This is a genomic window from Sandarakinorhabdus sp. (assembly GCF_987265915.1).
On the sequence record NZ_OZ503948.1, the window covers coordinates 2,506,881 to 2,521,195 of the forward strand.

The 14,315-nt window shown below is 63.0% G+C and carries 16 protein-coding genes; 6 read left to right on the forward strand and 10 right to left on the reverse strand.

The features are described from left to right. Nucleotide 1: 1 nt before the first annotated feature. The 5 genes from AC6UUM_RS12190 to AC6UUM_RS12210 all read right to left on the reverse strand — a co-directional run bounded on the left by AC6UUM_RS12190 (nt 2) and on the right by AC6UUM_RS12210 (nt 5,243). Nucleotides 2–373 (reverse strand): hypothetical protein, encoded by a 372-nt coding sequence (locus AC6UUM_RS12190; RefSeq protein WP_500802549.1) that lies wholly within the window; start codon nt 371–373, stop codon nt 2–4. 32 nt (nt 374–405) lie between these two features. Next, nucleotides 406–3,471, reverse strand: coding sequence for an efflux RND transporter permease subunit (locus AC6UUM_RS12195; protein ID WP_500802550.1), 3,066 nt, complete (start codon nt 3,469–3,471; stop codon nt 406–408). Beyond that, the gene (locus tag AC6UUM_RS12200) at nt 3,468–4,565 is read right to left on the reverse strand and encodes an efflux RND transporter periplasmic adaptor subunit (protein ID WP_500802551.1); all 1,098 of its coding nucleotides are present in this window, start codon (nt 4,563–4,565) and stop codon (nt 3,468–3,470) included. Before AC6UUM_RS12200 ends, AC6UUM_RS12195 begins: the two co-directional genes overlap by 4 nt. Before the next feature lie 149 nt (nt 4,566–4,714). Further along, nucleotides 4,715–5,038, reverse strand: a complete 324-nt coding sequence (locus AC6UUM_RS12205) for a hypothetical protein (RefSeq protein WP_500802552.1) — start codon at nt 5,036–5,038, stop codon at nt 4,715–4,717. Further along, on the reverse strand, nt 5,022–5,243 hold the full coding sequence (locus AC6UUM_RS12210) for a hypothetical protein (protein WP_500802553.1): 222 nt from the start codon (nt 5,241–5,243) through the stop codon (nt 5,022–5,024). Before AC6UUM_RS12210 ends, AC6UUM_RS12205 begins: the two co-directional genes overlap by 17 nt. 153 nt (nt 5,244–5,396) lie before the next feature. On the opposite strand from AC6UUM_RS12210, the gene AC6UUM_RS12215 reads away from it, so the two are divergent. The 3 genes from AC6UUM_RS12215 to AC6UUM_RS12225 are packed head-to-tail and all read left to right on the forward strand — an operon-like array spanning nt 5,397 to nt 6,713. Continuing rightward, a complete protein-coding gene (locus AC6UUM_RS12215) occupies nt 5,397–6,077 on the forward strand; it encodes a S24 family peptidase (protein ID WP_500802554.1) in 681 nt (226 codons plus the stop codon). 52 nt (nt 6,078–6,129) lie between these two features. Beyond that, entirely contained in the window at nt 6,130–6,381 is a 252-nt protein-coding gene (locus tag AC6UUM_RS12220) for an AbrB/MazE/SpoVT family DNA-binding domain-containing protein (RefSeq protein ID WP_500802555.1), read from the forward strand. 8 nt (nt 6,382–6,389) lie between these two features. After that, nucleotides 6,390–6,713: a type II toxin-antitoxin system PemK/MazF family toxin gene (locus tag AC6UUM_RS12225; protein WP_500802556.1), complete on the forward strand. Its 324-nt coding sequence runs from the start codon at nt 6,390–6,392 to the stop codon at nt 6,711–6,713. Between the two features lie 171 nt (nt 6,714–6,884). Here the strand turns inward: AC6UUM_RS12225 and AC6UUM_RS12230 are convergent, their stop codons facing one another. Continuing rightward, nucleotides 6,885–7,142, reverse strand: coding sequence for a type II toxin-antitoxin system CcdA family antitoxin (locus tag AC6UUM_RS12230; protein ID WP_500802557.1), 258 nt, complete (start codon nt 7,140–7,142; stop codon nt 6,885–6,887). Nucleotides 7,143–7,280: 138 nt separating this feature from the next. Here AC6UUM_RS12230 and AC6UUM_RS12235 point away from each other — a divergent pair, with 138 nt between their 5' ends. Together AC6UUM_RS12235 and AC6UUM_RS12240 are read left to right on the forward strand one after the other, a co-directional pair. Beyond that, nucleotides 7,281–7,526, forward strand: a complete 246-nt coding sequence (locus AC6UUM_RS12235) for a ribbon-helix-helix domain-containing protein (protein WP_500802558.1) — start codon at nt 7,281–7,283, stop codon at nt 7,524–7,526. Further along, nucleotides 7,513–7,803 (forward strand): type II toxin-antitoxin system RelE/ParE family toxin, encoded by a 291-nt coding sequence (locus AC6UUM_RS12240; protein WP_500802559.1) that lies wholly within the window; start codon nt 7,513–7,515, stop codon nt 7,801–7,803. The genes AC6UUM_RS12235 and AC6UUM_RS12240 overlap by 14 nt, the downstream gene beginning before the upstream one ends. A 71-nt stretch (nt 7,804–7,874) precedes the next feature. Here the strand turns inward: AC6UUM_RS12240 and AC6UUM_RS12245 are convergent, their stop codons facing one another. The 4 genes from AC6UUM_RS12245 to AC6UUM_RS12260 form a co-directional block, all read right to left on the reverse strand. Beyond that, nucleotides 7,875–8,660, reverse strand: a complete 786-nt coding sequence (locus AC6UUM_RS12245; RefSeq protein WP_500802560.1) for a hypothetical protein — start codon at nt 8,658–8,660, stop codon at nt 7,875–7,877. After that, on the reverse strand, nt 8,661–9,152 hold the full coding sequence (locus tag AC6UUM_RS12250; protein WP_500802561.1) for a Panacea domain-containing protein: 492 nt from the start codon (nt 9,150–9,152) through the stop codon (nt 8,661–8,663). After that, nucleotides 9,152–10,204, reverse strand: coding sequence for a ribonucleotide-diphosphate reductase subunit beta (locus AC6UUM_RS12255; protein WP_500802562.1), 1,053 nt, complete (start codon nt 10,202–10,204; stop codon nt 9,152–9,154). Before AC6UUM_RS12255 ends, AC6UUM_RS12250 begins: the two co-directional genes overlap by 1 nt. 170 nt (nt 10,205–10,374) lie before the next feature. Continuing rightward, nucleotides 10,375–12,234, reverse strand: a complete 1,860-nt coding sequence (locus AC6UUM_RS12260; protein WP_500804964.1) for a ribonucleoside-diphosphate reductase subunit alpha — start codon at nt 12,232–12,234, stop codon at nt 10,375–10,377. A gap of 530 nt (nt 12,235–12,764) precedes the next feature. On the opposite strand from AC6UUM_RS12260, the gene AC6UUM_RS12265 reads away from it, so the two are divergent. Continuing rightward, nucleotides 12,765–14,285, forward strand: a complete 1,521-nt coding sequence (locus AC6UUM_RS12265) for a fumarate hydratase (protein ID WP_500802563.1) — start codon at nt 12,765–12,767, stop codon at nt 14,283–14,285. Nucleotides 14,286–14,315 lie beyond the last annotated feature (30 nt).

Sequence of the window (14,315 nt, forward strand, 5' to 3'; positions counted from 1 at the left end):
TTCATCGCGTGCTGCGGCGCCACACCAGCAGCGCCGCCAGCGTTTCAGGCACCAGCGCGGCAATGGCGGTGGTCATCAGACCCCATGTCTCCGCTTGATCAAACTGCCCGGCTGCACCGCTGAGCAACGCAGAAACAATATCGGTCGCATCGATGGCGATGCAGCCCAGCAACAGCGGCAGCAACCAGGCCGGCCGCGCCAGCAGCACGAGCACGGCAATCACCATGTCGCGGATCGCCCATACCCTGACGATATAGGGTGCCTGCAGATTGGCCGCTGCCGGCGCGCCCAGTTCGGCCATCAAGGCTTCGGGTGCTGCATAGGCAAAGGCGGCCAGACCAAAACGCACCGCACACATCAATGCCAGCAGCACGACTACGATGGCCGGCTGACCCCGCACCGCCGTCAGGCCGGAGCCACCACGGGCGGCCGCTTGGCATCGCCCTGCACGATCAGCAGATACATCACCGGCGTGACCACGCGGCTGAGCAGCGTTGACGACACCAGCCCGCCGATGATCACCCACGCCAGCGGGCCATAAAGGCCGGAACCGGACAGGGCGAGCGGCAGCAGGCCACCGATGGCCGTCACGCTGGTCAGCAAGACGGGCAGGAAGCGCACCTCGCCGGCTTCCTCAATGGCCTGGCGCAACGGCCGCCCGGCTTCGCGCAATTGCGTGGTGAAATCGACGAGCAAAAGGCTGTTCTTGATCTCGATGCCGATCAACGCGACGAAGCCGATGACGGCGGTATAACTGAGCGAATTGCCGGTGAGGAACAGCGCGACCAAGCCGCCGAACAGCCCGAGCGGGATGACCCCGGCCACCACCAGAGTCTCGCGGAAGCGGCCGAATTCGATCACCAGCACCGCCAATATGCCGAATACCGCCAGCGCAATGATTGGCCCCAACCCGCCAAAGCTGCGCGCCGCGGTTTCAGCTTCGCCGCCCACTTCAAAGCGATAGCCATAGGGCAGCTTGACCTGGGCCTGCAGCGCATCGATCACCGCCCGGTTGACCTTGGCCGTCAGAAAGCCTTCGCCGACCTGGCAATCCACAAACACCACACGGTTCTGGCGCAGGCGGCTGATTTGCGGCGGCGCTGAATCGAGATAGGGCGTGGCGATCTCGCGCAGCGGCACCGGACCACGGCTGCCCTGCACATAGATATTGTCCAGCACCGAAACCTTGTGACGTTCTGCCAACGGCAGCCGCACCACCACGTTGTAACTGTCGCCTTCCACATCGCGAAAACGCCCGGCATTTTCGCCGGCCAGCGCCAGCCGCAGCGCCCGGCGTGGCGCACCCGGCTGCACGCCCAACAGCGCCGCCTTGTCGTTGTTCAGCCCCAGATTGAGCCGCGGCTGGTCCACTGCCACGGCATTGCGCACGTCGCGGGTGCCGGGCACCTTGCGCATCACGCTTTCCGCCTCGGTGGCCAGCCGCTTCAGCACATCCAGTTCCGGGCCAATGATGCGCATCTGGATGGGGGCATCGATCGGCGGGCCGTTCTTGAAGATCTTCACCACATATTGCGCATCCGGCAGGGCTTCCAGCTTGGTGCGCAACCGCTGAACCAGCGCCGGCCCGCCAAATTCATCCCATTCTTTCAGCACAACCAGCACTTCGCCGATGCTGCTGCGCTGATCATTGTTGCTCTGGTTATAGAAGATGCGCGGATTTGCCCGGCCGACATTGCTCATCACCGCTGTCACCTCGGGCTCGTCCTGCAAAGCGGATTCCACATTGCGCACCGCGACATCGGTGGCGGGAATGGCGGTGCCTTCACTGGCCGTCACCTGCACGAGGAAATAGGGCGTTTCGGCCGGCGGAAACAGGCTCGATCCGATCAGCGGCACCAGCGCCAGGCCGGACAGGATCAGCAGCGAGGACGCCAGCATCGCCTTCCACGGATTGCCAAGGCCCCAATGCAGCACCGGCTGGTAAAAACGGTGGATGCCGCGGTTGACCGCCTGCAGAAAACGGTTCCCGTGCTCGCTTTCCTCCCGCGGCAACATCCGGCTGGCCAGAAATGGCACGATGGTGAGCGAGACCACCAGTGAGGCCGCCACTGTGGCAAGCACCGCCACCGGCAGGCTGCGCGTGAACTTGCCGGCGCCTTCGGGCAGCATGGTCAGCGGGAAAAACGCAAACAGCAGCACGAAGGTGCAACCGATCACCGCCACGGCAATCTGGTTGGTGCCATCGATGGCGGCCTGCGCGCGCGTCTTGCCCATGCGGAGGTGGCGCGAGATATTCTCGGTCACCACGATGCTGTCGTCCACCAGCAGGCCAAGCGCGATGATGAAGCCGGAAATCGCCAGCTGGTTGAGCGTGAAGCCGGTCCAGTTCAGCACGGCGACGCCCATGGCGAGCGACAGCGGCACCGACACCATCACCACGATGCTCGCGCGCCAGCCCAGCGGCAGCAGCGTGATCAGCACCAGCCCCAGCGCGATGCCGAAATCCCGGCCCAACTGGCCCAGCTTGCGGGCGATGTCACCGCTCTGGTCAAAACCGGTTTCCAGCTTCACATCCGGCGGCAACTGGGCCGCAAACGCATCGGCAATCTTCACAGCATCATTGCGGATATCCAGCACATTGAGCCCGTCCTTCTGGTTCAGCGTCACCCAGATCGCGCGCTTGCCGTTGTAGCGGGCAAAATGCGGCTGCTCTTCATAAGCCCAGCCCACCTGGGCAATATCCTTCACCCGCACGATGCGGCCGTCCTGCGCGCGCACCGGCTCGTCGGCGACATCAGCCACCGCCTTGTAGGCACCGCCGGCCTGCACGTTCAGCCGTGTGTTGCCCGATTGCACGGCACCCGGCGGCAGATCCTGGCCGCCACTGCGCAGCGCATCGGTCACGGCTGTCGCCGGGATGCCCAGTTGCGCCATGCGGCCGGTATCAAGTGCCACCCGCATTTCCGGCGTCGGCAGCGCCCAGATGCGGGTGCTGCGCACGCCCGAAACGGCATTCAGCTGCTCGCGCAGATCCTGCGCCAGTTTTTCCAGCCGCCGATAACTGGCCGTGTCCGACACCAGCGCAAATTGCAGCACGGCAGCTTCGGTCGTGCGGAATTTCTGGAACTCCAGCCGCACGATGCCCGATGGCAAGGTCTGGCGGATGGCATTCACCTCGCGCACCACCTCGTCGTAATTCTTCTCTGGGTCACCATCCCAACCGAATTCGGCGGCAATCACCGCGGTGGAATCGGTGGAATTGGATTGCACCTTCACGATGCCATCCAGGCCCTGCAGCACATCTTCGATCGGCTTGGCGATGGTCGATTCCATGTCCGCCGGCTCGGCACCGGGCAACGTCACCACCACCAAGACATTGGGCGCGGTGAAATGCGGATCGACCGAGCGCGGAATGCTGAAAAACGCCGACAGCCCCAGCGCCGCCAGCGCCAGAAACACCACCAGCGTGATCTGCCAGCGTTCGATGGCAAAACGGATGATGCCGTTCATTTGGTTGCTGCCTGAGCCGCGATCTGCACCACTTGGCCGTTGCGCAGCCGATCGATGCCGGTGGTGACCACCTGTTCGCCCGGTTGCAGGCCCGCCGTGACGATCACGCCAGCCTCTGCCACCTCGCCCAGCGCTACCTGCCGCTGCCGCACCCGGCGTGTCACCGGCTCCAGCACATAGACAAAGCCTTCATCGGCGCGCGCCGCAAACACCGCGGCGGCGGGCACGATCAGCGGCGCGCCCGCCTCCGCCGCGCCCAGCAGCAATTCCGCCTCCCCGATCTGGCCAGAGGCCAGCCGCGCATTGGCCGGCAATTTCACCTCGATGCGGAAGGTGCCGGTGCCATCATCACCACGCGCGCCCACCTCGCTCACCTGCCCGGACAAGGCCGCCGGACCCAGTGCCGCAACGCGCACCGTCGCCGGCTGGCCCAACTTCACCCGCGCCGCATCGCGATCAGCGAGCGGCGCGCGCAGCACAAAGCCCTGCCCCATCTCGCCCAGGGTCAGCACCGCCTGGCCGGGCTGGGCGATCTGCCCCGGCTCGCCCGGCCGGCTTAGCACCACGCCGGCTGATGGCGCGCGCAGCACCGCCAGCCCGACATCGAAGCCGGCCGCCCGCTGCCGCGCCTGCGCCGCGGCCATGGTGGCCCGCGCCTGCTCGACGCGCGGCGCCGTCACCCAGCCTTTCCTGAACAGATCTTCCAGGCGGGTGAGATCAGAGCGTGCGCGCACCACTTCGGCCTGCGCCGAGGCATCGTTCGCGCCCAGCGCGGTGATATCGAGCCGGGCCAGCACCTGGCCAGCCGCCACGCGATCGCCCTCGCGCACCAGGATGGCCGCGATGCGGCCGGGCGTATTGAACGACAAGGGCGTTTCGCGCTTCAACCGTACAGTGCCCGATACCAGCAGCACCGTGCTGCCGCTGACCGGGCGCACCGTCGCCAGCCGCACCGGCAGGGCTTGCGCCGCCTTGGGTGGTGGCGGCGCTTCGCTGCTGCACGCTGCCAGCACAGCCGAAAGCAGGATCAGCGCCGGCAGGCGGCGCGCCACACCGGGAAGCGCAACATGGTGGGCAAATGCTTGATTGCTCATGGGCGGTGCCTGCGATCCCGGTCGGTTGAGCCGGGCAAGGCCATGCTGGCCTTACCCGGCTTTTGATTCCGACTCATATCTTGCCCGTTCATCCATCGTGGCGCAAGATATTTGAGCATTGCTCAGAATTGTCGCAGCGCCTGCCGCTTTCAGTCGTTGATCACCAGCGCGCACAGGGTCAGCGACACCCCGTTGTCGCCGACGCTGCCCGGCTCCACCAGCAATTCCGCCAGCAACTGGCCAGCGATGGAAATGGTTTCATGGGGCAATTGCGCCGCGACGGCGGCCAGCGCCGCCGCAGCGCCCGGGCCATCGAGCCGCACATCAAGTTCATGGCGGGCGCCGGCCAGCGTCAGGCTGGCCCAGTCGCGCGCCCGCAGCTCCTCGATCACCAGGCGGGCGCCATGGGGCAAGGCGATGGCCGCCACGGCACGCAGGATGGCGGCCTGGGCCCGATCACAATGCGGTCGCATGCGGCCCCTCCCTGTTTGATGCTGCCGGCGCGGCGCCGGCGCTGGCGATATGCGCCAGCACGCGATCACGGGTGGCGGCGCGCGGTTCGCGGCCGCGACGCAGATCGAACACGAAACGCGGATCGCCGGTGGCCATGCGGCCGAAACGCGAGGCCGGGATGGCGTGGGTGCGCAGATGGCGCTCCACGACAGGCAAAAGGCACATGTCGTCAACTCCCTTCAAAATGGGCAGGATTGTCCGCCTATCCCTCGCGATTCGGCTGACAAGACACTTTATCCAAGTCAAAATCCTACTAGTCTAGGAAAAAAACTACTGTTATAGGGTCCATATCGGGCCAGGAGAGGAGGCCCGTGGGTCATGGACAGCATCGCCATCCGGCAGAGGCTGGACGCGCTCATCACGTCGCGCGGGGAGGATTATGCCTCGCTGTCGCGGCGGCTTGGGCGCAACGCCAGCTATATCCAGCAATTCATCAAGCGCGGCGTGCCGCGGCGCTTGTCGGAATCCGATCGCCAATTGCTGGCGCAACATTTTGGAATCGCCGAACATCTGCTCGGCGGATCGCCGGCGGATCCCGGCCGCGCCCTGCTGCCCCGCCCTGGCCTGGCCCGCGCGGCGGAGGATTATGTGCTGGTGCCGCAATATCAGCTCAGCGCATCGGCCGGCCCCGGCGCCCTGCCCGGCGTCGAAGTGCCCACCGCCGCCATCGCCTTCCAGGCCGGCTTCATCCGCGACCTTTCGTCCAACCCACCCGAAGGCCTCGCCGTGCTCGGCGTCGAAGGCGATTCGATGTTCCCCACCCTCGCCCACGGCGACCAGATCCTGGTGGACACAAACGACCACCTGCGCCTGCGCGACGGCATCTATGTGCTGCGCAGCGACGACGCCCTGCTGGTCAAACGCCTGTCCCTCAACCCCATCGCCCGGCGCATCACCATCCGTTCCGACAACGACGCCTACCCCAGCTGGCCCGATTGCGACCCGGACAGCATCACCGTGATCGGCCGTGTCGTGTGGGTGGGGCGCAAATTGGGGTAGGGATTGGCCAGTTCCGATGTTATAACGTTGTGGTCACAAGGATCTGATCACCATGCGCAGCGCACTTCGCAAAATGGGCAATTCCACCGGCATCATCGTGCCGGCCCCGCTGCTGCGCGCCGCAGGCCTGAGCGTTGGCGCCGAACTGGAGTTGATCGTCGAGGACGGCCGCATCGTGGCCACCCCGGTATTGAAGGCGCTACGAGCAGGATGGGCCGAATCAGCGGCCGCCCTCAGTGTCACCGCAGAAGAAGGTGAATGGCTGGCAGCGCCACTGGCCAATGATGCCGGGATCGAGTGGTAATCATCCCCGTGCGCCGGTTTGACGTCTGGCTAGTCGCGCTCGATCCCACGATCGGCCGCGAAATCCAGAAAACCCGTCCCTGCGTGATCGTCTCGCCCGACGAGATGAACCTGCATCTCGGCACCGTGCTGGCCGTGCCGATGACCACCGGCAGCCGGCCCGCCGCCTTCCGCGTCGCGGTGACCTTCCAGGGCAAGACCGGCCTGCTGCTGCCCGACCAGATGCGCGCCGTGGACAAAGCCCGGTTCGTCAAACGCCTGGGCCGCCTCGATGCCGCCACCGCCGCCCGCCTGTCCGCCATCTTGCAGGAAATGTTCGCCGACCCGGCGTGAGTTTGCTGCCGGGTGGTTTGGGTGGGCGTGTTGGCACAGAGAACCAAGAAGGGAGCCTCCGGCGGGCAGGGCTGAGCCCTGCACCGATTTGTCTGGAGCGGCCCACACCTTCCACCGTCATCCCGGCGAACGCCGGGACCCATCGCCCAAGCGTCGTCTCAGCGGCCAAGCTTAAAACAAGCGGTACTTCGCCAATGGCAGGCCGTGCTCCTCGATATAGGCATTATACGAATCCAGCGCCGCCCGATTCTCTTCCAGCCATTGTGCTGCCCGACCGCGGGCCAATGTCTCGCCGTTGCTGCGCTCAGAGACCTGCGAAACATCGATGCCATGAGCATGCGCTTCTTCGACAAGCGCACGATCAAGTGCGGCATTGATTGACCGGGGAGTGGCACTAACATCGGGCGCACCTGAACGATTGGCAGCCATGGTCAAATCCTTGCGCATCGAACACACTAATCGTAGCGGGCCGGCCGCGCGTTGCCAAGGATGCCGCCGCTGCCGGCGCAACGGACCTGACCCTGCGGGCGAATTGACTTTTGCCACCCACAAAGCGAGATTCCGGCCATGGACGACACCTCAACCCGCCTCGCCGAACCGGCGCGCGCATGGATCGCGCAGCGGGTAGCCAGCGGCGCCTGGCCGGACGAAGCGGCCTATCTGAACGACCTTGTGGCGCGCGACCGCGATGATGTGGAGCGGCTGGCTGCGCTTCATGCGGCACTGGATGAGGGCGAGGCCAGCGGGCTGAGTGACCTGAGCATCGAGGACGTCATCGCCCAAGCCCGCGCGCGCAACCTTGCCAAGGCTTAGGCTCACCGCCGCCGCGCGGCGCGATCTTGATGCCATTTACGACTATGGCTTTGCCACCTTCGGGCAAGCCACCGCCGACCGCTACGCCGCGATGCTGGTGGCGACGGCACAGGCCTTGCTGGCGTTTCCGTTGATGGGACCGGAGGTGCCGGACCGCAAACTGCCGTTGCGGCGCTTTTCGGCCGAAAGCCACATAATCTACTATCGCCAAAGTGCCGACGGAATCTTAGTGACGCGCTTCCTGCATGCGCGAATGGCAATCAGTGGAAGGCTGTAACCCTAAGTTGGGTGGGAGAGAGTAATCAGAAGAAGGAAACTAAGCAGACTGTTGCCCAAGTTTAGTCCCGTTTACCTGCGGAAAAAATCGGGCTCAGCATCAAAAGTAAATGCCGGCGTCGACGCACTTTCCTCTTTCTTCCGCTTCTCTTCCCTCTTCCGCCAAACATCTTCAGCTATCGGCAAAGCGGCTGTCTGAGCTTCTATATACAACTCCGACTGCTCGCGCAGTTGCCTTTCAGAAAGCAGTTCGTAGTCACCCCTTTTCAGAATCTTGGGAAGCCGAATGCGGTCATCGCCCTCACCTTCCATTGGAAACAGCACAACTTCAGCTGGAGACCGCCGATAGTCAGCAAAAGAGAAAAGCCCAAGCTCGAGAACTGTCATAAAGAGGCGAGTATGGGTCAAATCAAAAGGAAATTCTTGCCAGCCACAGATTAATACTGGGCAAAGCAACCCTGAATCAAGCGTAGTAAAGGTTGGTTTTGTTGGCACACGTACATCACGAGATACGCGAAATGCGCCGTCATCAAAGCTTTCAGCGAACCCTTGAGAGCCGTATTGACGCTCTCCATCATAATCGTAGAATGCACGAACTAGAGATTCATTACTTTCTCGACCAGCCGGCGCCCCCGAACGACGGACAGACTTTACAGCAGTATCAAGGTCAAAGCCAAGTTCAACCTTGTGCTTACATGCACCCACCGCGGGAATGTAATTAAATGCCGGGACACCAACTGCGAAGTTTGCGATCAAGAGTGTGGTCTTTTGCAAATCTCCAAACGCGTTCAAACGCGTCCAGTTTTGGGCGCTCGGAGGACGCATCACTTTGCGTTTGATTTGATCAAAGCTAGCCATTTAATGCCTCTTCTGTGAAGCGAAATACTGTTGAATTGCCTGGTTTGAGATAGACATGCCCGGGTTCACCGTGCCCTGATAATTCCAGGCATCGTGCCAAGGGCCATCTTCAACATGAGACATGTTCACTAGCATCGCCGGCTTTATTGACAAATAGTTCTTGATTAGCTGCTCCACTACTTGTTGCCGATCATTGGGCAGTTGGGCAACAAACGCCTTCTTTTTACCATCGGTTGGATCAGTGCGAGCAGCCATCTGACGAATGGGGCCGTCACCGAACTGCTTGAATGAATGATACAACTCCCTGAAGACTGGACCAAACTGCCAAGCCTCTATGGTTGCATCTACTAGCGGCTCTCCAAATCGAGCCAAGTAGTTCCCATGAACAAAGTAGACAATCTTGTTCATCGCTAGATTTGACGTGGTCGCACCTACTTCGGCCGCAACTTGCAGGACGAGATTTGCCAAGTCGCGGGGATCATAGTTGGACACTACTCCGCCGCCATCCCCAGCAGCCCGCCCTGGCGGTCGTCCACATTGGCGGCCGGGGTTTCGCTCATCGCCTTGGCGGCCTTGCGGCTGTCGAAGGCGTTCCACACTTCGTTCCAGTCGCCCTTGGTGGCGGCCTTGCTATATTCGGTCGAGCGCGCTTCGAAGAAATTGGCGTGTTCGACGCCGTTGAGCAGCGGCGTCAGCCAGGGCAGCGGGTGTTCCTCGATCATGTAGATCGGTTGCAGACCGAGCTGCGTAAGGCGCCAATCGGCGATGTAGCGGACGTAGCGCTTGATATCCTTGGGCGTCATGCCGGAAACCGGGCCCTGTTCGAAGGCCAGATCGATGAAGGCGTCTTCCAGGCGCACGGTACGCTGGCAGACGTCCGCAATGTCGTCGCGGATGCGGCTGGTGAGCACGCCGGTTTCCGCGCAGAAGGCGTGGAACAGCTTGATGATGCCTTCGCAATGCAGCAATTCATCGCGCACGGACCAGCTGACGATCTGCCCCATGCCCTTCATCTTATTGAAGCGCGGGAAGTTCATCAGCATGGCAAAGCTGGCGAACAATTGCAGGCCTTCGGTGAAGCCGCCGAACATCGCCAGCGTCTTGGCAATATCCTCGTTGTTGCTCACCCCGAACGTGCCCATATAATCATGCTTGTCGCGCATTTCCTTGTAATTCAGGAAGGCGCTATACTCGCTTTCGGGCATGCCGATCGTGTCGAGCAGGTGGCTGTAGGCCGCGATGTGGATCGTTTCCATGTTGGAAAACGACGTCAGCATCATTTTGACTTCGGTCGGCTTGAACACGCTGCCATATTTGTCGTGATAGCAATCCTGCACCTCGACATCGGCCTGGGTGAAGAAACGGAAGATCTGCGTCAGCAGGTTGCGCTCATGATCGGTCAGCTTCTGCGCCCAATCGCGGCAATCCTCGCCGAGCGGCACTTCTTCCGGCATCCAGTGGATCTGCTGCTGGCGCTTCCAGAAATCATAGGCCCAAGGATATTCGAACGGCTTGTAGCTCTTGGAGGCTTTGAGGAGGGACATGGGGGTGATCCTGATCTGAAAAACGAAAAATCAAACTGCAGTTGGGAGGGGGCCGGCGTCACGAGTCGTGGAAGTCGTGGCGCCGGCCCCCTCACCCTCCGGCCGGTCAGCAACCCGGCCGGTGCATTGCCCTGCGGGATGGCAGGGCAAGCCCGGGGCGTTGGCCGCCATCACTGGCAGGCCAGGCATTCATCATAATCGCGCCGCTCGACGGTGATCACCGGCGCCTCGGCCGTGTTGTCGGCCTCCACGCCGCCGGCAAAGCCTGCGCGCTGCACGCTCATCGAGCGCAGATAATAGAGGGATTTGATGCCCAGTTCCCAGGCGCGGTAATGCAGCATCAGCAGATCCCATTTCTCGACATCGGCCGGGATGAACAGGTTCAATGACTGCGCCTGATCGATATAGGGCGTGCGATCGGCCGCCAGTTCGAGCATCCAGCGCTGATCAATCTCGAACGCGGTGCGATAGGTCGCCTTTTCGTCCGGGGTCAAAAACTCCAGATGCTGCACCGAACCGCCGCGCTCCAGGATGCTGTTCCACACCGCATCGCTGTTCTTCGCCTTGGCGATCAGCAACTTTTCCAGATAGATGTTCTTGACGACGAACGAGCCCGACAGCGTCTTGTGGGTATAGACATTGGCCGGGATCGGTTCGACGCAGGCCGAGGTGCCGCCGCAGATGATGCTGATGCTCGCCGTCGGCGCGATCGCCATCTTGCAGCTGAAACGCTCCATCACGCCCATGTCCGCCGCGTCCGGGCAGGGCCCACGTTCGGCGGCCAGGTTCATTGATGCCTGATCGACCTGCGCGCGGATGTGCTTGAAGATCTTCATGTTCCAGGCTTTCGCCGGCGCACTTTCAAACGGCAGGCCACGCGCCTGGAAGAAGCTGTGCAGGCCCATCACGCCCAGCCCGACCGAGCGTTCGCGCATCGCGGCATAGGCGGCGCGGTGCATCGCCGGTTCGGACCGGTCGATATAATCCTGCAGCACATTATCGAGGAAGCGCATGCAATCCTCGATGAACAGCGGATCGCCCTGCCATTGATCCCAGGTCTCGATGTTGAGCGACGACAGGCAGCACACCGCGGTGCGATCATTGCCGAGATGGTCCTTGCCGGTCGGCAGGGTGATTTCCGAACACAGGTTGGACGTGGACACCTTCAGCCCCAGATCACGCTGGTGCTTGGGCATGGTGCGGTTCACTTCATCGATAAAGATGATGTAGGGCTCGCCGGTTGCCAGCCGGGTTTCGACCAGCTTGGTGAACAGCGCGCGCGCATCGACCTCGGCGCGCTTCTCGCCGGTCTTGGGGCTGACCAGATCGAAACTGGTGCCATCACGCACCGCCGCCATGAACTTGTCGGTCAGCAGCACGCCGTGGTGCAGATTGAGCGCCTTGCGGTTGAAATCGCCCGACGGCTTGCGGATTTCGAGGAACTCCTCGATTTCCGGGTGGCTGATGTCGAGATAGACCGCCGCCGACCCGCGCCGCAGACTGCCTTGCGAAATGGCCAGAGTCAGGCTGTCCATCACGCGCACGAACGGGATGATGCCGCTGGTCTTGCCATTCAGGCCAACCGGCTCGCCGATGCCGCGCACATTGCCCCAATAGGTGCCGATGCCGCCGCCGCGCGAGGCCAGCCAGACATTCTCGTTCCAGGTGCCGACAATGCCCTCCAGGCTGTCGGACACACTGTTCAGATAGCAGCTGATCGGCAGGCCGCGCCCGGTGCCGCCATTGGACAGCACAGGCGTCGCCGGCATGAACCACAGCCGGCTGATATAGTCATACAGGCGCTGCGCATGCGGCGCATCATCGGCATAGGCCGCGGCGACGCGGGCAAACAGATCCTGATAGGATTCGCCGGGCAGCAGATAACGATCATCCAGCGTGTCACGGCCGAAATCGGTGAGCAGCGCATCGCGGCTGCGATCCACCGTCACCGGGAAGCGCCACGGCAGCACCTCGCTGGTGCCCGGCCGGGTTGGCGCGGGCGCCTGCGCCGCCGCCACCGCCCCAGCCATGGCACCTTGGGCAAGCGCTGCGAACAGCGTGTCCGCTGCCTCTGTCGGCCGGTCGGCAATGCTCAGGTCGGCGCTGCTGTCTGTCATGCTGAATTCGCTCATTCTTCTGTTGTCCCTGATCATAGGAGAAGAACAAACCGGGGTCACGCGCCAATCTTGTCGCGGTGTGACTTGTCCCCGATATTCACAAGTGACCGACCCGGCCCATTGCGCATTCCCCGCCTCACGCCACCAGAATTAGTGCCTAGCGCGTTTCGATACGCAACAGATAGTGCCACAGCAGGTTTGACGCGCAAGCCCAAAGTTTACTTGACGGCAATGTTACGGCCCCCAAACCGGTGCGATCCGGGGCGATTCCTCCACAGGAAAATTGGCCGCCTACGCTGGTTCAAGGGCTTGGCTCAAGATGCTGCAATGGCCGTGCAGGCAAGCCACGTGTCGATATGGACGCAGCCCCGGCCGCGGCTTATCCTGCCCGGCAACTGCCGATGCCGCGAGGCGGCGGCGACACCACAACAGGGGCCAACAGCATGACCGTGATCCGCGAAGCCGATGTGATCGAATCCGTCGCCGATGCGCTGCAATATATCAGCTACTTCCACCCGATGGATTATATCCAGGCGCTGGGCCGCGCCTACCGCCAAGAAGAATCACCGGCCGCCCGCGACGCCATCGCCCAGATCCTCACCAACAGCCGCATGTGTGCCGAAGGCCATCGCCCGATCTGCCAGGATACCGGCATCGTGGTGGTCTTCGTGAAAGTCGGCATGAACATCCGCTGGGAAGCCACGCGAAGCCTTGAGGAAGTGATCAACGAAGGCGTGCGCCGCGCCTATCTGCACCCCGAAAACAAGCTGCGCGCCTCCATCGTTGCCGATCCGGCTTTCACCCGCGTCAACACCCGCGACAACACGCCGGCGGTGGTGCACGTGGAGCTGGTGCCCGGCGATACGCTCGATATCATCGTGTCGGCCAAGGGCGGCGGCAGCGAGAACAAGGCGAAGTTCGCCATGCTGAACCCCAGCGATTCCATCCGCGACTGGGTGGTGAACACCGTGCCGTTGATGGGCGCCGGCTGGTGCCCGCCCGGCATGCTCGGCATCGGCATCGGCGGTTCGGCGGAAAAGGCGATGCTGCTCGCCAAGAAATCGCTGATGGACCCGATCGACATGGCCGAACTGAAGGCGCGCGGACCCAGCTCCCCGATCGAGGAACTGCGTATCGAGCTGCACGATGCGGTCAATGATCTCGGCATCGGTGCGCAAGGCCTGGGTGGGCTGTCCACGGTTCTGGATGTGAAGATCCTCGACACGCCGACCCACGCCGCGTCGAAGCCGATCGCCATGATCCCCAATTGCGCTGCCACCCGCCACGCCCATTTCGTGCTCACCGGCAATGGCCCGGCCTATCTGGCGCAGCCTGATCTGGCCGATTGGCCGAAGGTCAACTGGACGCCGGACAAGGCCTCGATTCCGGTCAATCTCGACACGCTGACTCCCGCCGAGGTCGCCAGCTGGAAGCCCGGCGACCGATTGTTGCTGAATGGCAAGATGCTGACCGGGCGCGATGCCGCCCACAAGCGCATGACCGACATGCTGGCCCGCGGCGAGACGCTGCCGGTCGATTTCACCAACAGGGTCATCTATTATGTCGGACCGGTTGATCCGGTCGGCGATGAAGTCGTCGGCCCGGCCGGCCCGACCACCGCCACCCGCATGGACAAGTTCACCGAAGCCATGCTGGCCCAGACCGGCCTGATCGCCATGATCGGCAAGGCCGAGCGCGGGCCGGCGGGCATCGAGGCGATCAAGCGCCACAAGGCGGCCTATCTGATGGCGGTGGGCGGCGCGGCCTATCTGGTGGCCAAGGCGATCAAGGGCGCCAAGGTGCTGGCCTTCGCCGATCTCGGCATGGAAGCCATTTATGAATTCGAAGTCAAGGACATGCCGGTGACTGTTGCTGTGGACTCTGAAGGCACCAGCGTCCACCAGACCGGCCCTGCCGACTGGCGGGCGCGGATTGCGGCGGCAAGGGGGAAGCAATTGGCGTGAAGCGTCGTCCCCCTGGCCGTGGCATTTGCG